The following is a 16,818-nucleotide window of genomic DNA, read 5'->3' on the forward strand; positions in this document are numbered from 1 at the left end:
ACGCGGAAGCTGCCCGGCCGCCGGGAAATGTCACCCTCGGCGGCGGCGGTGTCAGTGCCGCGAGGCCACGGCGGCCGCCGCCGCGACCGCCGGGAGCAGGGCGTGCGCCCAGACCCGGTAGCCGTCGGCCGAGGGGTGGAAGCCGTCGTGGCAGAACGCTCCGGCGTCGGCCCGGAACACCGGCCCGGTCTCCGTACCCAGGTCGACCACCGAGCCGCCGGCGTCGAGCACCGCGGCCGTCTGGGCGCGGGCGACCCGTCGCCCGGACCAGCCGATGACCTGGCGCAGCGGCGGCGCCACCGCGCGGACGGCGCCGAGGTCGGGGCAGGTGCCGACCACCACCTCCACGCCCGCGTCGCGCAGCCGGCGCACCGCCGACCCGAGGTAGGCCGCCGCGTCGCCCGGCCGGCGCATCGAGGTGGCGTCGTTGGCCCCGATCAGCATCACCGCCACGTCCGGACGCTCCCCGAGCAGGGCCCGGGCCACCTGGGTGGCCAGGTCCGTCGAGCGCGACCCGGAAACCCCGACGCTGGACAGGTGCACCCGGCGGCCGGTCGGGCCCTCGGCCAGCAGGTGGGCGAGCTGCCCGCCGACGGTCTCCTCGAAGCGTTCCACCCCGACGCCGAGCGCGGAGGAGTCGCCGAGCAGCACCAGCCGCAGCGGCGCGGCATCGGCCCGGCCGACCGTGGCCCGCAGGGCCAGGCCGAGCTCCGGCTGCGCGTAACTGCGGTTCCGGGCCGCCACGGCCTGCCCGGCCAGCACGGCCGCGCCGCCGAGGGTCCCGGCGGCCAGCGAGACCGCCGCCGCCTTGCCGAGCCGGAGCGCGAGCTCCGTGCCGATGCCCCGCTCGCTCCGCTCGCTCATGCCAGTTCCTCCAGGGTGGGTGAGTCGGCCGCGGCACCGGGTTGCGGCACCGCTCCGACGCCGAAGAACGACCGCCGGCGCAGCTGCGCCCAACGGCCCGCCGGCCCTCGGTCGCGGCCCCGGACCTGGGTGCCGCTGACCTCCGTGCCGGCGTGCCGGGCCGCTTCCTGGGCGGCCTGTGGCAGCGACCGTACGCCTTCGCCCCCGATCGGAACAGCCCTCCGGTCGGGACCGGTACCGAGGGCCGAGAGCACGGTCGGCAGCAGCGCCGCAGCGGCCATCGCGTACCCCTCGGCGGACGGGTGGAACCGGTCCCAGGCGAACATCCGGGTCGGCTCGGCGGCGAACCGGGGACCGAGCATGTCGCCCAGGGAGACCGTCCAGCCGCCCGCCTCGACCACCGCGACCGTCTGGGCGGCGGCCAGCTGCCGGCTCCACCGCCGGGCCAGCCAGCGCAGCGGCGGCTGGATCGGCTGGATCGCCCCGAGGTCGGGGCAGGTGCCGACGACCACCTCACAGCCGGCGGCGCGCAGCGCCCGGACGGCGTCGACCAGGTAGCGGACGGCCAGCCCGGGCGGGGTGCGGTTGGTGACGTCGTTGCCGCCGATCAGGATCACCGCGACGTCCGGGTCACACTCCAGCGCCGACTCGACCTGCGGCTTCAGGCCGGCCGAGAGCGAACCGACCACGGCGAACCGGTGCACCCGGACCGGCCGGTGCAGCCGCCGGGACAGCCCGGTGGCGAGCAGCGCGCCCAGCGTCTCCCGGCGCCGGTGCACCCCGTAGCTGGCCGCGGAGGAGTCCCCGAGGATGACCATGGTGAGCGGGGCGGCGGGCAGCTTGGCGCCGTAGACGCCGTCGCAGCGCGGTGGCGGGGCCTCCGCCACCGGAATGGTGCGCCGAGCCTGCCGGGCCTGGCCGAGCAGCACACCCCCGGTCGCCGCCACCGCGGCGGCGGTCGCGCCCGTGCCGACCGCCGCCATCAGGGCTAGCTGGCGGACGCGCTGCCAGCGCGGACCACTCGGTGGAACGGAACCAGCGACCCCCATACCGCGAGATTATCGCGCCGGCACGACACGCCGCTCTCCTCACGACGGCCGAGCGACGGCTGGGAGCCGACCGTTCTGGGTACCTGTTCCGTCGACGGCGGGCGATCGGGCGCCTGCCGCGGGTGCCGACGGGATTGCGCCGGTCGGTCACGCTGGTCGGCGGAGAGGGGCTGGACTGATGGGTAGGACGTTGAAGCGGAGCGCGGCCTTCACCGCGCTCGCCCGGGCGCTGATGGCCGGGGCACGGGGTGGCCCGTCGCTGGGGGCACGGTTGGCGGCGCTGCCACGGATGATGCGGGCCACCGCCCGGGGCGAGTACGACGGCGGCCTCCGGCTGGCCATGATGGCGGCGGCGACGGCGTACGTCGTCTCCCCGGTCGACGTGGTGCCGGAGCTGTTCCTGACGGTCTTCGGCCTGCTGGACGACGCGGTGATGGTCACCTGGCTGGCCGGCAGCGTGCTGTCGGAGACCGAGCGCTTCCTTCAGTGGGAGGCAGGTCGCAGCTCCGTCATCCCCGGGCAGGCGATCCCCTGACGGCACGTACGCTGGGCGGCGAAGAATTGTCTGCCCGGCCGCCGGCCGGCGCCGTGATCGAAGGGCACAACGAGGTGCAGTACTACGACAACGTCGTCGAGCTGATCGGCAACACCCCGCTGGTACGGCTGCGGAACGTCACCGAGGGCATCCAGGCGACCGTGCTGGCGAAGGTGGAGTACCTCAACCCGGGCGGTTCGGTGAAGGACCGGATCGCGCTGCGGATGGTGGAGGACGCCGAGGCCGCCGGGATCCTCAAGCCCGGTGGCACCATCGTCGAGCCGACCAGCGGCAACACCGGCGTCGGGCTGGCCCTGGTGGCCCAGCTCAAGGGCTACAAGTGCGTGTTCGTCTGCCCGGACAAGGTCAGCCAGGACAAGCAGGACGTGCTGCGGGCGTACGGCGCCGAGGTGGTGGTCTGCCCGACCGCCGTCGCGCCGGAGGACCCGCGCTCCTACTACAACGTCTCCGACCGGCTGGCTCGGGAGATCCCCGGCGCGTGGAAGCCGAACCAGTACAGCAACCCGGCCAACCCGCGCTCGCACTACGAGACCACCGGCCCGGAGCTGTGGAAGCAGACCGGGGGCGGGCTCACCCACTTCGTCGCGGGCGTCGGCACCGGCGGCACCATCTCCGGGATCGGCCGCTACCTCAAGGAGGCGTCCGAGGGTCGGGTCAGGGTCGTCGGCGCGGACCCGGAGGGCTCGGTCTACTCCGGCGGCACCGGCCGGCCGTACCTGGTCGAGGGCGTCGGTGAGGACTTCTGGCCGGAGACGTACGACCGGGGCGTCGCCGACGAGATCGTGGAGGTCTCCGACAAGGAGTCCTTCGAGATGACCCGGCGGCTGGCCCGCGAGGAGGGGCTGCTGGTCGGCGGCTCCTGCGGGATGGCCGTGGTGGCCGCCCTGGAGGTGGCCCGCAAGGCCGGCCCGGACGACGTGGTCGTGGTGCTGCTGCCGGACAGCGGCAAGGGCTACCTGTCGAAGATCTTCAACGACAAGTGGATGGCCCGGTACGGCTTCCTGGACAACTCGGGCGCCGAGCCGACCGTTGCCGACGCGCTGGCCGGCAAGCCGGGCGGCCTGCCCGAGCTGGTGCACGTGCACCCGACCGAGACGGTCCGCGACGCGATCGACTACATGCGCGAGTACGGCGTCTCGCAGCTCCCGGTGCTCAAGGCCGAGCCGCCGGTGGTGACCGGTGAGGTGGCCGGCTCGATCGCCGAGAAGGACCTGCTCGACGCGCTCTTCACCGGCCAGGCGCACCTGCACGACACCATCGAGCGGCACATGACCGAGCCGCTGCCGATGATCGGTGGCGGCCAGCCGGTCAGCGAGGCCGTCGGCCTGCTGGAGAAGTCGGACGCCGCCCTGGTGCTGGTGGACGGCAAGCCGAAGGGCGTGCTGACCCGGCAGGACCTGCTGGCGCACCTCGGCGCGCGCTGACCCGACGACGTACCGCGGGGCCTCCTTCCGGACCGGGAGGAGGCCCCGTGTCGTCGTACCGGGCCGCCGGAACGCACAGCGGGGGCACAACGAGGGCACAGCCGCGCCGGATGTCCGCTTCCTAGCGTCGGCGGTGGATCGAACGATCCGCCACCGAGGTCGGGAGGACCTGATGACGCAGCACGACCACCACGAGGGGCAGCGGGTCAGCCGGCGCCGGATCATCGCGGGCATCGGTTCGGTCGGGCTCGCCGGCCTGCTGGCCGCCTGCGGTCGGGACGGCGGCGGCACGGTCACCACGTCGACCGGGGCGACCGTCAGCCCGCAGGCCACCACGGCCCACGACCTGACCTCGCTCTTCTCCGGCGCGAACACCTGCACGCTGACGGCGGACACCACCCAGGGGCCGTACTACTTCGACGCCGACAAGATCCGCAGTGACCTCCGGGAGGACCGCGAGGGGACCCGGCTCCGGCTGGCGATCCGGGTGCAGGACAGCGAGCGGTGCGGCCCGCTGGCCGACGCAGTGGTGGAGATCTGGCACTGCGACGCGGCGGGCCTCTACTCGGGCGCGGAGGCCCAGTCCAGCGGCGCGGGCGGCGCCCCGGGCGGTAACGGCGCCCCGGGCGGCGCCCCGCCGGCCGGCGCCCCGGGTGGCAGCCCCGGCGGCGGGCAGGCGGCCGACCTGACGCCGACCGACGACAAGCGCTACCTGCGCGGGGCGCAGGTCACCAATGCCGACGGGATCGTGGAGTTCACCACCGTCTGGCCGGGCTGGTACCGGGGCCGGACGGTGCACATCCACGCCATGGTGCACGTCGGCGACCAGCGGGTGCTCACCACCCAGTTGATGTTCGACGAGGCGCTCAACAGCAGGGTCTTCGCCGCCCAGCCGTACGCCGCGCACACCGGCCGGGACACCTTCAACGACAACGACTCGATCTACCGGGACAGCATGCTGCTGAAGGTGACCGAGGAGCAGGGCGGTTACCTTGGCGTGATCGTCTTCTCGGCGGACTCCGACCAGGACGGGGCCTGATGGCTTATCGGGCCAGCTCGGTCGGCACCGCGACCACGTCGACGAAGGCGCCCTTGCGCAGCACGGTGACCGGCAGCCGGGCGCCGATCGCCGAGCCGAGCATCAGCCGTTGCAGGCCCTGGCCGTCCCGCACCGGCCGGCCGCCGGCGGAGAGGATCACGTCGCCGAGGTAGATCCCGGCGAGGCCGGCGGGGCTGCCCGGCACCACCTCGACCACCCGTAGCCCGCGCCGCTGGCCGGTCCGGGCGGCGATCTCCGGCGGCAGCGGGACCGGTGCCCCGGCGACGCCGAGCCATGCCCGGCGTACCCGGCCGTCGGCGGTCAGGTCGGCGATGATCTGGCGGGTGGTGGTATTGATCGGCACGGCCAGGCCGAGGCCGTAGCCGGCGACCGCGGTGTTCACCCCGATCACCCGGCCCGCCGAGTCGGCCAGCGCGCCGCCGGAGTTGCCCGGATTGAGCGCGGCGTCGGTCTGGATGACGTCCTCGATCAGCCGGGTCACCCGCCCGTCCCGGGCCGGCAGCGACCGGCCCAGCCCGGAGACCACCCCGGCGGTCACCGACCCGGCCAGCCCCATCGGGTTGCCCACCGCGACCACCAACTGGCCGATCCGCAGGGCGTCCGCGTCGCCCAACTCCACCGGCGGCACGGTCGCCTCCTCGACCCGCAGCACCGCGAGGTCGGAGAGGGGATCGGCGCCGACCACCCGGAACCGGGCCTCGGTGCCGTCGCCGAAGGTGGCCGTCCCGTCCCGGGCGCCCTGCACCACGTGGGCGCTGGTCAGCAGCAGGCCCTCGGTGCCCACGGTGACCGCCGAGCCGGCGCCCGCGCCGCGCGCGGTCCGCACCGACAGGGCGGCCACGCTGGGCAGCACCCGGGCCGCCACCCCGGTGACCACCCGGGAGTACGCGTCGAGCGCGGCGTCCTCCGCCCGCTCGGTATGCTCGATGTCCATGCAGCCGGCAACGCCGCCGGATCGACGGGCATGCCCGGATCAGCTCAGAGCGAACGGGCGTACCGCAGCTGCCGGACGGGGACGCTGCCGATGTGCTCGTCGCGGCCGACACCGGTGAACGTCCAGCCGCCGCGCTCGTAGAAGCGCCGGGCGGGCGTGTTCCCCTCCACCACCCAGAGCGCCGCCCGGGTCCAGCCGCGGGCACGCATGGCGTCCAGCGCGTCGATCATCAGCGCCCGGCCGGTGCCCCGGCCCCGCTCGTCGGGGTCGAGGTGGATGGCGTTGAGCAGCCCGGTCGCCGGCTCGCGCTCGTCGTCCGGGCCGAGGTAGCTGAAGCCGACCAGTCGGCCGTCCCGCTCGGCGACGGTCATCCGATGGTCGTCGCGCTCCCAGCCGACCCGTTCCGACCAGTACCGGCCCAGCGCCCCGGGCGCCGGCTCGGCCAGCGACTCCGCCGGCAGGAACGACGAGTACGCCGCCACCCGGGAGCGCTGGTGCAGGTCGCCGACCGGCATCAGGTCGGCGTCGGTGGCGGGACGCAGCGTGAGGGTCATCCGGCCGAGGCTACCCGGCGGGGCGGGACCTGCACGGTCATCAGGTCCTCGGCGATCACCAGGTCGCCGTCGAAGTGGGCGCGGGCCTCGTCGTGGAAGCGGCGCGGGTCGGCGTACCGCTGGGAGAAGTGGGTGAGCACGAGCCGGCGTACCCCCGACTCGGTGGCGACCCGCGCGGCCTGCGCCGCGGTCAGGTGGCCGACCTCGGCGGCGAGGGCGGCCTCCGACTCCAGGAAGGTCGACTCGATGACCAGCAGGTCGGCGTGCTCGGCGAGGGCGTACACCCCGTCGCAGAGGCCGGTGTCCATCACGAAGGCGAACCGCTGGCCCGGTCGGGTCACGCTCACCTCGTCGCGGGTGACGCGACGCCCGTCGACGTCGAGGTGGCCGACGCGGAGCAGCTCACCGACCGCCGGACCGGCGATCCCGTACGCGGCGAGCTGCTCCGGCAGCATCCGGCAGCCGTCCGGCTCGACCAGCCGGTAGCCGTACGTCTCGATCGGGTGCCGCAGCCGGCGGGCCTCCAGCGTGCCGACGCCCAGGGTGATCCGCTGCCCGTCCGCCTCGATCGGCTCGACGGCCAGCTCGGCGGTCTCGTAGAAGGAGCTGGCGTGGCGCAGCCGGGCGAAGTACTCGGCGCCGCCGGCGGGGAAGTGCACCGCCACCGGGTGCGGCACCCGGTCCAGGGAGAGCCGCTGGATGGTGCCGGGCAGGCCGAGGCAGTGGTCGCCGTGGAAGTGGGTGACGCAGATCCGGGTCAGGTCGGTGGCGGTGACGCCGGTGTGCAGGAGTTGCCGCTGGCTGCCCTCGCCCGGGTCGAACAGGATGACCTCGTCGTCCCAGCGCAGCACGTACCCGTTGTGGTTGCGCAGCCGGGTGGGGGCCTGGCTGGCCGTCCCCAGCACCACCAGCTCCCGCATCGACACGGTCTTCCTCCGTACATGAAGCGACCCCCGGGGCTTCCGCGCTCGCGCGCGGGCCGACTGGACTGGGTCGGCACCCCGGGGGTCGGGTGGCTGTCGTGGATTCGCCGCACCGCTGCCACACGGTCTCGACGATGGTGCACTGTGCCCGCCTCGCGGCGGACGGTATTTCACTGTCGAGGACAGCGGCTAGCGGACAGCCACCTCACGAGTCCGATTGCTATACAAGTCTGGACCACCTCCTTTCCCGTGTACCGCCACGCTATCCACTCTCCGACGGCGTCGGCAACGGATTTCGATCACAGAGCCGACGGGAATGGCCGCCGGCGGGGCGATGCTCGGCGTTCACCGTCCGGCCGCCGTCCGCACCCCCATCGAGGGCTGCGGTTTCCCCGGCCCCGCCCTGGCTCAGTGGCTCGACGGGAAGATCGACGGGTGGGTGGGCGACCTGGCGCTCGCGCTGCCGATCGGGTTGGCCGTCTTCACCGCGCCGCGGGCGCGCCACCCCACGCCGTCCCGAGCGTCACTCCTGCCGGTGGGACTGGCCCTGCTGCTCGGACCCCTGATCCTCGGCGCCGGCCAGGCGACCGGCGACCTGGTGGCTGCCGCCGGTCGGGTCCTCGCCTCCCCGTACACCTGGCTGGCGGTGGTGGTCTGGCTGGACTACTTCCTCACCCAGGACCGGCGGGTCGAGGACGCCGCTCGACGCTGGCCGGTCCCGCGGGCCGTCGGCGACCTGCTGCTGGCCGGGCTCCTGCTCAGCGCGGTCTTTGGCGCGCCCTGGCCGGACCGCTGGTACGGCGTGCTGATGCGGGTGTTCCTCGCCGTCATCGGGGCCGTCTGGCTCGCCCGGATGACCCGCCTGGTGCTCGACCCGCAGGAGGCGGCCCCGTCCGTCCCCCCGGCGGCGGGGGAAAGCGCTGGCCCGCCCGACGGGAGCGCCGGCACGCTCGACGGGGGCTGAGCGAACCGGCGCCGGGCGTCAGGAGATCTCGGCGATGCCGATCGGCCCCTCGCGCGGCCCTTCCTCGGAGGCCGGCTGCACGGCCAGCGACGGGAAGTCCGCCAGGTCGCCCTCCGGCTCGGCGTCCCACTCGGGGAAGACCAGGTCGCTCTGCAGGTAGAGACAGAGCAACTGGGTGAGGTGACGCAACCCCTCCAGGTGGGTGCGCTCGTGCCCGTGGGTGGCGTCCACACCGAAGCCGAGCAGCGCCACCCGGGCGTGCGCGCCCGCTTCGACGGCCGCCGCGACATCGGAGCGGTAGTACTCGAAGACGTCCCGGACCAGCTCCACCCCGTGCTCCCGGGCGATCGAGGCGAGGTTGCGGGTGAGGTGGTAGTCGAACGGGCCGACGCCGTCACCCATCGCCAGGGTGGCGGCGTCCTCCCGGGACTGCTGCCCGGGGGCGACCACCGCGGCGTCCACCGAGACGATCTCGGCGACGTCCGGGTCCAGGCCGTGGCTGGCGCCGTGGCCGATCTCCTCGGTGACGGTGACCAGCAGGTGCGCGGTGACCGCCGGGGTGATCCCGGCGTCGACCATCGCCTTGAACGCGGTCAGTACCGCGGCCACGCCGGCCTTGTCGTCCAGGTGCCGGGACTTCACGTACCCGCTCGGGGTGATCATCGGGTTGGGCAGGAACGCCACGAAGTCGCCGGCGTCGATGCCGAGCCCGCGCAGGCCGGCGATGTCGTCGACCGGCTCGTCCACCCGGACCTCGACCTGCTCCCAGCCGACGCCCTGGAGGTCGACGTCGTCGTTGTAGCGGTGCCCACTCGCCTTGAGCGGCAGCACCTGACCGGTGATCACCCGGTCCAGGTCGTCGGTGAAGATCCGCACGTGGGCGCCCTCGGCGAACCGGGCGCTGTGCGTGCCGATGGTCTTCAGCTCCAGCCGGCCGTTCTCCTTGAGCCGCTTCACCATGCCGCCGATGGTGTCGGTGTGCACCACGATCGCCCGGTCGGCGCCGGTCGCCCGGGGGCCCGGCAGGCAGGCGCTGAGCGCCCCGCGCCGGGTCAGCGTGGACGGGATGCCGAGCGCGGAGAGGCGTTCGCCCACGTACTGCTGCACGTGGTCGGTACGCCCCGACGGGCTCGGGATCTCCAGCAGTTCCAGCAGCACCTGGCGCAGGTACTCCAGGTCGATCTCCAGGGGTTTGGGGCTCACGCCGCCCCTCCCGGACCGGCCGGGCTCCAGAGCCGCTGCGGGGCGCGGGTGCCCGGGAAGAGCAGGTCCACGAAGCGCTCCGCGGTCGGCTGCGGCTCGTGGTTGGCCAGCCCCGGCCGCTCGTTGGCCTCGATGAAGACGTGCTCGGACCGGTCGGGCGCGGGGACCAGCAGGTCCAGCCCGGTCACCGGGATGTCCAGGGCCCGGCTCGCGGCCACGCAGGCTTCGGCGATCGCGGGGTGCAGTTCGGCCGTCACGTCGTGGATTGTGCCACCGGTGTGGAGGTTGGCGGTCCGGCGTACGGCCAGCACCTCCCCCTCGGGCAGCACGTCGTGCATCCGGTGCCCGGCCTCCGCCACCACCTCGCGGGTCATGTCGTCGATCGGGATCCGGGACTCGCCGCCGGTGGCGGCCGCCCGGCGGCGACTCTGCCGCTCGATCAGCTCGGTGATGTCGTGCACGCCGTCGCCGGTGACCTGGGCCGGCCGGCGGACGGCGGCGGCCACCACCTCGTGGTCGATGACGACGACCCGCAGGTCCTCGCCGGAACGCAGCTCCTCGATCAGCACGTCCGGGCAGAACCGGCGGGCCAGCTCGACCGCGGCGGTCAGCGCCTCGGCGGTGCGTACCCCGACGGTGATGCCGTTGCCCTGCTCGCCGCGGGCCGGCTTGACCACCACCGGCCCGAATTCCTCCAGGAACGCGAGGTCGTCCGGCTCGCCGGTGGCGGTGCGACCGCGCGGCACCGACAGGCCCGCCTCGGTGAGGATCCGCCGGGTGACCCGCTTGTCGTCGCAGCGGCTCATGGCCACCGCCGAGGTCAGCTCGGAGAGTGACTCCCGGGTGTGGATGGTCCGCCCGCCGTTGGTCAGCCGCAGCTCACCCCAGTGCGGGTCGGTGACCTCCACCCGGATGGCGCGGCGCATCGCCTCGTCCGCGATGATCTTCGCGTACGGGTTGAGCTCGTCGTACCCCTCCGGGGTGGCGGGCAGGAAGAGCCGCTCGTTGATCGGGTTCTTCCGTTTCACGCAGAGCGTGGCGGTGCGGTGGAAGCCGAGCCGCTCGTACAGCCGGATCGCGCCGGAGTTCTCGGCGAGCACCGACAGGTCCACGAAGGCCCGCCCGCGCTCGTCCAGCCGGTCGGCCAGGGCGGTCAGCAGTGCCTGGCCGGTGCCGGGCGGGGCGTGGTTGAAGTCGACGGTCAGGCACCACAGGCTGGCGCCGTTCTCCGGGTCGGCGAAGACCGCCACGTGGTCGACGCCGGTGATGGTGCCGACGATCTCCCCGGTGGCCGCCTCGGCCACCAGGTGCAGGAAGCGGTCGGTGCCGGCGTTGTCGACCAGCACCTCGACCGGGGCGGTCACCATGCCGTTGCGGGCGTAGATCCGGTTCACCGCGTCCGCGTCGTCGGCGTCGCGCAGCGGGCGGATCACCAGCCCGGGGATCTCCGGGCCGCCGTCGGTGGCCGCCGGCCGCCGCTCGCCCAGCGGCAGCCGGTACGTCAGCGACGGGTCGATGAACAGCTCGTCCGGCAGCCGGGAGACCAGCACGTGCGGGTCGCGCAGGTAGATGCAGATGTCCCGGGCGCCGGCCGCCTCGGAGCGCAGGACGGCGGCGACGGCGGCCTGGTCGGTGAAGGTCTGGCCGAAGACCAGCCGGCCCCAGCCGCAGTCCAGCACCATTTCGTCCGGGCCGGTGGCGGGGGTGCGCGGCTCCGGCGTGCCCGGGGCGACCGGGTCGCCGCCCGGGCCGACGTGCTCCCGGCGCCGGCCGAGCACCCGCTCCCGGTCGTTGCGCGCCGTGCCGGTGGCGAGGGTGTCCGACATGGTCAGTCGATTCCGTGGCTCTGGAGCCACATTTCCAGGAGTCCCAGTTGCCACAGCTTGTTTCCGTTCAACGGGGTGAGTTCGGCGTTCGGGTCGGCGAGCAGCGCGTCGACGTAGTCGGCGCGGAACAGGTCGCGACGCCGGGCCGCGGGCGCGGAGAGCGCGTCGCGTACCCGGTCGAGGAGCTTGCCCTCCAGGTGGGTGAGGCCCGGGACCGGGAAGTAGCCCTTGGGCCGGTCGATCACCTCGTGCGGCAGCACCCGGCGGCCGATCTCCTTGAGCACGCCCTTGCCGCCCTGGGCGAGCTTCAGCTCCGGCGGGCAACTCGCGGCCAGCTCGACGAACTCGTGGTCGAGGAACGGCACCCGGGCCTCCAGCCCGTGCGCCATGGTCATGTTGTCGACCCGCTTGACCGGGTCGTCGGTCAGCATGATCTGGGTGTCGATCCGCAGGCCGGCGTCGACCGCGGTCTGCGCCCCCGCCCGGCCCAGGTGCGCCGCCACGAACTCCCGCGCCGGGTCGCCGTCGGCCAGCCAGTCCGGGTTGAGCACCCGGGCCAGCCCGGCCGCGTCCCGGTCGAAGAACGCCTTCGCGTACGTCTCGAGCGCCTGCTCCCGGTCGATCCCGGCCAGCGGCGGGTACCAGTGGTAGCCGCCGAGGATCTCGTCCGCGCCCTGGCCGGACTGGACCACCTTGACGTGCTTCGACACCTCCTGGCTGAGCAGGTAAAAGGCGACGCAGTCATGGCTGACCATCGGCTCGCTCATCGCGGCGACGGCGGCCTCGAGCGGCGGCACCAGGTCCTGGGCGGCCACCCGGAGCTGGTGGTGGTCGGTGCCGAAGGTCTTCGCGACCAGGTCGGAGTAGACGAACTCGTCGCCCTCCCGGCCGCCGACCGCGTCGAAGCCGATGGAGAAGGTGGAGAGGCCGGTCTGCCCCTCGCCGGCGAGCAGCGCGACCACCAGGCTGGAGTCCAGGCCGCCCGAGAGGAGTACGCCGACCGGCACGTCGGCGACCATCCGGCGGCGTACCGCCGTGGTCAGCGATTCCAGCAGGGCGTCCTGCCAGTCCTGCTCGGACCAGTCGGCCCGCTCGGCGGCCCGGGTGAAGGAGGGGTCCCAGTAGACCCGCTCGTGGCTGCGGCCGTCCGGTTCGTAGACCCGCACGGTGGCCGGGGGGAGCTTGGTGACGCCGCGCAGGATGGTCCGCGGCGGCGGCACGATGCTGTGGAAGCTGAGGTAGTGCGCGAGCGCGACCGGGTCGATCGAGGTGTCGACGCCACCGCCGGCGAGCAGGGCCGGCAGGGTGCTGGCGAAGCGCACCACGCCCGGCGTCTCGGCCAGGTAGAGCGGCTTGACGCCGAGCCGGTCCCGGGCCAGTACCAGCCGGCCGGTGTCCCGCTCGCTGATCGCCACTGCGAACATGCCGATCAGGTGGTCGACGAAGTCGAGCCCCCACTCGGCGTACGCCTTGATCACGACCTCGCTGTCGCCGGTGGAGAAGAAGCGGTGCCCCTTGGCCTGCAACTCCTCGCGCAGCTCGCGGTAGTTGTAGATGCAGCCGTTGAAGACGCCGCTCAGGCCGGCGCCGGCGTCGACCAGCGGCTGGCCGCTGGCCGGGGAGAGGTCGATGATCTTCAGGCGTCGGTGCCCGAGGGCTGTGGCCCCCTGGGACCAGACCCCGCTGTCGTCGGGCCCCCGGTCGCTCATCGTGGCCGCCATGCGCTCCACCGCCGCCACATCGGCGCGTGAACCGTCACGGCGGAACTCTCCCGCAAGTCCGCACATGGCAGGCAATGCTGCCAGAGGTTGTTGCGCTTCGCCTGTTGGGACGATGTCGTTGGTGTTACGTCCTTGCTAGGATGCGCGCCAACCGCGAGCCGGGCCTTCGTGCGCGGTGGTTTTCCTGTCCCGGCCCCGCCCGGTGCCCGAATCGGACCGGGCCCGCGGTGTGACAATCACCGCAGGCCCGGAACCGGACAACAGGTCGCTCAGCCGGCGGTACGGGCCACGCCGACGGGGCAGCTCAGCCCGTTCGGGCCGTGGTTGCAGTAGCCGTTCGGGTTCTTCGTCGGCGCCAGGTACTGCTGGTGATAGTCCTCGGCGAAGAAGTAGTCACCCAGCGGCGCGATCTCCGTGGTGATCTCACCCTTGCCGGCCCGCGCCACGATCGGCGCGAACGCGTCCCGCGACGCCTGGGCGGTGGTCAGCTGCTCGTCGGTCGTCGTGTAGATCGCCGAGCGGTACTGGGTGCCGACGTCGTTGCCCTGGCGCATGCCCTGGGTCGGGTCGTGGTTCTCCCAGAAGATCTTGAGCAGGTCCTCGTAGCTGATCTTCGCGGGGTCGTAGACCACCTGGACCACCTCGGCGTGCCCGGTCCGGCCCGAGCAGACCTCCTCGTACGTCGGGTTCGGCGTCACGCCGCCCGCGTAGCCGGCGGACGTGGTCAGCACGCCCGGCAGCGTCCAGAACAGCCGCTCGGCGCCCCAGAAACAGCCCATGCCGAAGACCGCGACCCGGGAACCCTCCGGGAACGGCCCCTTGAGCGACGATGCCAGCACCTCGTGCCGGTCACCGATCGGCATCGCGATCGGGCGACCCGGCAGGGCCTGGTCGGGGGTGGGCAGCTCGGCCTTCATACGGCGAAGGAACACGGTGGGACTCCTCTCGTACCTCTTCCCCGCGTGCAACACCGCCGGGTCGGAGTTCCTTACCCGCCCCTCGCTCGTTCAGCCTGGCGGCCGCCTTCTGTATCGGCTCCTGGAGTAGTCGGTCACCCGTCTCCGGCCGCTCCGTCAGGTGCCGTCGTCGCCTTTGATCGCCTTGACCTCGGCCGCCGTGCAGCCGACCGGCTACCTCCCCGCCGGAGGACTCCTACCCACCCCCGCCACGGACCTCGGGGCGTCAGGTCAACGCCGGCACCGACGGCACATACTCACCGACGTACTGGGCGCGGGTCACCGCCTCGTAGGCGTTGATCCGGCCTCGGCCGAGTAGCCCGGCGAAAGCCGGGTTGAGGGCGTCGACGCTGACACACGAGTCCTCGATGATCCGGCGCACCTCGGCGTTGGACAGCCCCAGATTGGCCGACCAGGTCAGGGCAGCCAGTCCGGTGACGTGCGGAGCGGCCATCGACGTCCCGTCGAGAAAGGTGTACGTGTTGTCGGGATACGTCGAGTAAACGTTGGTGCCGGGTGCGCACACGTCGACGTTCGTGCCGAAGTTCGAGAAACTTGCCTTGCCGCCGTACTGGTCGAGGGCGGCGACCGCTATGACCTCGGGGTAAACCCCCGGGTACTGCGGCGAAGAGTCGGTGTTGACGTCGTCGTTGCCGGCCGCAAAACACACCAAGACGTTGTGATCGTTCACCGCGTTGGCGATGGCGTTGCGAATACCCGCGTGGTCACCGCTCGTACGCCAACTGCAATTGACGACGTAGCGCCGCTCGGGATGGGCGTCCGACTGGTCCGCGACATAGTTGATGGCGTCGGCACGGTTCTGATTCATGCCGGCTGCGAGGTCGAGCCGCAACGGCATGACACGGCACCCCGGGGCGACCCCGATCACGCCGGTTCCATTGTCGACGGCAGTGGCCGTACCGGCGACATGCGTGCCATGCCCGTCCTCGTCGGTCGGGGACTTGTCCGCGCCGTCGGCGAAGTCCCAGTCCTCAGAGCCACGCGGCAGGAGGTTGGCCGCGAGGTCGGGATGATCGAGGTCGGCACCGGTATCGAGCACCGCGACGATCACGTTCGGGTCGCCGCGGTGCAGATTCCAGGCCCGGGTGGCGGCAATGTCATTGCCTGGAAGTCCCGCTGAGTTGTTCACCAGCTGGCCGACATTCCACAGCCCCCACAGCAGGCCGAAATCCGGGTCGTCGGGAATGTAGAGAAGGTCGTTGAAGCCCGCCTCGCTGGGCTCGGCGAACACCACCTCGGGCAGCTCGGTGAAGCGCCGGACCGTGGCGAACAGTCCCGCGCCATCGGGCACGGCCACCGTGTAGTAACCGGGAGTACGCTGCCGCACCAGCACCCTGCCACCCTCATGCTCGATGATTTCCGCGGCTTCGGGCGAGGATACGTTTCGGCGGAACTGCACCGTGAACTCGTCGGGAAGGAAGAATCGCGCGTGACCTTCTGCGTCGGTGAACACCGGGGATGCATTGGCGATCGATCCCACTCCCGCCACCACGTCGGCCACGGTCAGACCCGGGGAAGGATGGATGGCCGCGAAGCCGCGTTGGAGATTCGCACCACGGCTCAGTGACCGCACCTGCGGAGCCTCGACGAGACGGGCAAGGGCGTCGTCGCCGAGGCCCTCGGTGAAAGTCACCAGGAACTCGTCCGGCACCGGCCGAAAGGAAAGCCGAATGCCACGAAGCTTGTCGACGTACCAGTGTTCGGACTCCTCGCGGACCCTTGGCCGGCCGCCGTTCATGTGAGCTGACCGAGTTGGACGCTCGTGACGTACGCCGAGGTGTCGTTGTCACCGACGACCGTGACGTCCAGGTCACTCGCCATCGCCTCGCGCAACAGCGAGATCCAGTTGCTCTGCATGACGCGGATGTGCACCGCAGGCTCAGGGTTCGGCTGCGACCACAGGATGAACGTTTCGGCGCTACCGTCGGCCGACTCGACCTTGGTCATAGCGACGTCGTCTTCGATGAGGATGCACTTGACCTTGCCGGTCTGGCTTGACATCTCTATTCCTTTCCGGGCAGCGCAGCGCCGACGCTCCGCAGATGACGGACAACATGGCTGGCGAGCGCCACGTTGCCGCGGAAGCGCAGCTGCCCAGCGAGCATCGCGGCCATGGGCGACAGGCCACCCTCGGCGAGCCGCCGCCAGGTCTGTTCGCCGGCGATGACCTCGATGTCCGGCTGCGCCGAACCACCGCGCTCCGCCGGCTCCTCCGCAACCGTGAACCCAGCCGGACCCACCAGCAGGCGCCAGTAGCGCACCGCGTCCCCGGTGATCCGGAAACCCACGGATACCGGCTTGGGATAGGTACGGAGAAGCTCACCAAATCGGTTGACGCTGCTGGCCGGATCTCCGTTTTCCGCCGCTGCCAGCCGTGGCAGCGGCTCGCAGAAATCGGAGAGCACCGGGTGTCTTCGAATTCGATCCGTAACCACTTCGCCCATCGTTCCCACTCTCGTTGGTCGGTGTCGCCAGTTGACCGCATTCGGGTAGTGTTCGGTATCCCGCGGTCTGGTAGCGGACATGTAGCGAAACCGACAACCGGTTTACCGGTGGGAATTCCTCGCGCGCCCCCGGCATCATCGGCTTCCAGAAAATGCGAATTCTGAAGATCAGTGTTCAGTAAATCAGCCAGAGAGCGAGCGCAGGAAGATCGCAAATGTGCATAGCCGGCCACACGGCTGACTATGGCCAGCAGGTCGGGGTCCAAGGTCATCTTTTGAAACGGCCATGCCCGCCCCGCTGCCACACCAAGGGGCGCGT

Annotated in this window: 15 protein-coding genes and 1 pseudogene; 4 read left to right on the top strand and 12 right to left on the bottom strand. The window is 72.2% G+C overall.

What is annotated here, in order from left to right:
* Nucleotides 1-51: 51 nt before the first annotated feature.
* The gene (locus AC5RWQ_RS21395; protein ID WP_494284563.1) at nucleotides 52-864 is read right to left on the bottom strand and encodes an SGNH/GDSL hydrolase family protein; all 813 of its coding nucleotides are present in this window, start codon (nucleotides 862-864) and stop codon (nucleotides 52-54) included.
* Nucleotides 847-1,913, bottom strand: a pseudogene (locus AC5RWQ_RS21400) (SGNH/GDSL hydrolase family protein); the annotation flags it as partial. The gene AC5RWQ_RS21395 and the pseudogene AC5RWQ_RS21400, both read right to left, overlap by 18 nt.
* 178 nt (nucleotides 1,914-2,091) lie before the next feature.
* On the opposite strand from AC5RWQ_RS21400, the gene AC5RWQ_RS21405 reads away from it, so the two are divergent.
* The 3 genes from AC5RWQ_RS21405 (at nucleotide 2,092) to AC5RWQ_RS21415 (ending at nucleotide 4,932) form a co-directional block, all read left to right on the top strand.
* On the top strand, nucleotides 2,092-2,448 hold the full coding sequence (locus tag AC5RWQ_RS21405; protein WP_494284463.1) for a YkvA family protein: 357 nt from the start codon (nucleotides 2,092-2,094) through the stop codon (nucleotides 2,446-2,448).
* 74 nt (nucleotides 2,449-2,522) lie between these two features.
* A complete protein-coding gene (locus AC5RWQ_RS21410; RefSeq protein ID WP_334489067.1) occupies nucleotides 2,523-3,893 on the top strand; it encodes a cystathionine beta-synthase in 1,371 nt (456 codons plus the stop codon).
* Nucleotides 3,894-4,065: 172 nt separating this feature from the next.
* On the top strand, nucleotides 4,066-4,932 hold the full coding sequence (locus AC5RWQ_RS21415; protein ID WP_494284464.1) for an intradiol ring-cleavage dioxygenase: 867 nt from the start codon (nucleotides 4,066-4,068) through the stop codon (nucleotides 4,930-4,932).
* Nucleotides 4,933-4,936: 4 nt separating this feature from the next.
* Here AC5RWQ_RS21415 and AC5RWQ_RS21420 read toward each other — a convergent pair whose 3' ends face one another.
* Genes AC5RWQ_RS21420 through AC5RWQ_RS21430 form a run of 3 tightly spaced genes read right to left on the bottom strand, consistent with a single transcriptional unit; the run spans nucleotide 4,937 to nucleotide 7,367 of the window.
* On the bottom strand, nucleotides 4,937-5,887 hold the full coding sequence (locus tag AC5RWQ_RS21420) for a S1C family serine protease (protein ID WP_334489011.1): 951 nt from the start codon (nucleotides 5,885-5,887) through the stop codon (nucleotides 4,937-4,939).
* Between the two features lie 44 nt (nucleotides 5,888-5,931).
* Nucleotides 5,932-6,441, bottom strand: a complete 510-nt coding sequence (locus tag AC5RWQ_RS21425; protein ID WP_494284465.1) for a GNAT family N-acetyltransferase — start codon at nucleotides 6,439-6,441, stop codon at nucleotides 5,932-5,934.
* The gene (locus AC5RWQ_RS21430) at nucleotides 6,438-7,367 is read right to left on the bottom strand and encodes a ribonuclease Z (RefSeq protein WP_494284466.1); all 930 of its coding nucleotides are present in this window, start codon (nucleotides 7,365-7,367) and stop codon (nucleotides 6,438-6,440) included. The genes AC5RWQ_RS21425 and AC5RWQ_RS21430 overlap by 4 nt, the downstream gene beginning before the upstream one ends.
* Nucleotides 7,368-7,680: 313 nt before the next feature.
* On the opposite strand from AC5RWQ_RS21430, the gene AC5RWQ_RS21435 reads away from it, so the two are divergent.
* The gene (locus tag AC5RWQ_RS21435) at nucleotides 7,681-8,328 is read left to right on the top strand and encodes a hypothetical protein (protein ID WP_494284467.1); all 648 of its coding nucleotides are present in this window, start codon (nucleotides 7,681-7,683) and stop codon (nucleotides 8,326-8,328) included.
* A gap of 18 nt (nucleotides 8,329-8,346) precedes the next feature.
* Here the strand turns inward: AC5RWQ_RS21435 and AC5RWQ_RS21440 are convergent, their stop codons facing one another.
* The 7 genes from AC5RWQ_RS21440 to AC5RWQ_RS21470 all read right to left on the bottom strand — a co-directional run bounded on the left by AC5RWQ_RS21440 (nucleotide 8,347) and on the right by AC5RWQ_RS21470 (nucleotide 16,499).
* The gene (locus AC5RWQ_RS21440) at nucleotides 8,347-9,531 is read right to left on the bottom strand and encodes an osmoprotectant NAGGN system M42 family peptidase (RefSeq protein WP_494284468.1); all 1,185 of its coding nucleotides are present in this window, start codon (nucleotides 9,529-9,531) and stop codon (nucleotides 8,347-8,349) included.
* Nucleotides 9,528-11,357: an N-acetylglutaminylglutamine synthetase gene (gene ngg / locus AC5RWQ_RS21445; RefSeq protein ID WP_494284469.1), complete on the bottom strand. Its 1,830-nt coding sequence runs from the start codon at nucleotides 11,355-11,357 to the stop codon at nucleotides 9,528-9,530. Before ngg ends, AC5RWQ_RS21440 begins: the two co-directional genes overlap by 4 nt.
* 2 nt (nucleotides 11,358-11,359) lie before the next feature.
* A complete protein-coding gene (locus tag AC5RWQ_RS21450; protein ID WP_494284470.1) occupies nucleotides 11,360-13,144 on the bottom strand; it encodes an N-acetylglutaminylglutamine amidotransferase in 1,785 nt (594 codons plus the stop codon).
* A gap of 203 nt (nucleotides 13,145-13,347) precedes the next feature.
* Nucleotides 13,348-14,010, bottom strand: a complete 663-nt coding sequence (gene msrA, locus AC5RWQ_RS21455; RefSeq protein WP_494284471.1) for a peptide-methionine (S)-S-oxide reductase MsrA — start codon at nucleotides 14,008-14,010, stop codon at nucleotides 13,348-13,350.
* A gap of 250 nt (nucleotides 14,011-14,260) precedes the next feature.
* Nucleotides 14,261-15,706, bottom strand: coding sequence for a S8 family serine peptidase (locus AC5RWQ_RS21460; protein WP_494284472.1), 1,446 nt, complete (start codon nucleotides 15,704-15,706; stop codon nucleotides 14,261-14,263).
* Nucleotides 15,707-15,789: 83 nt separating this feature from the next.
* Nucleotides 15,790-16,056 (bottom strand): hypothetical protein, encoded by a 267-nt coding sequence (locus tag AC5RWQ_RS21465; RefSeq protein WP_494284473.1) that lies wholly within the window; start codon nucleotides 16,054-16,056, stop codon nucleotides 15,790-15,792.
* A gap of 2 nt (nucleotides 16,057-16,058) precedes the next feature.
* Nucleotides 16,059-16,499 (bottom strand): SCP2 sterol-binding domain-containing protein, encoded by a 441-nt coding sequence (locus AC5RWQ_RS21470; protein WP_494284474.1) that lies wholly within the window; start codon nucleotides 16,497-16,499, stop codon nucleotides 16,059-16,061.
* Nucleotides 16,500-16,818 lie beyond the last annotated feature (319 nt).

Source organism: Micromonospora sp. BS32 (assembly GCF_059089345.1).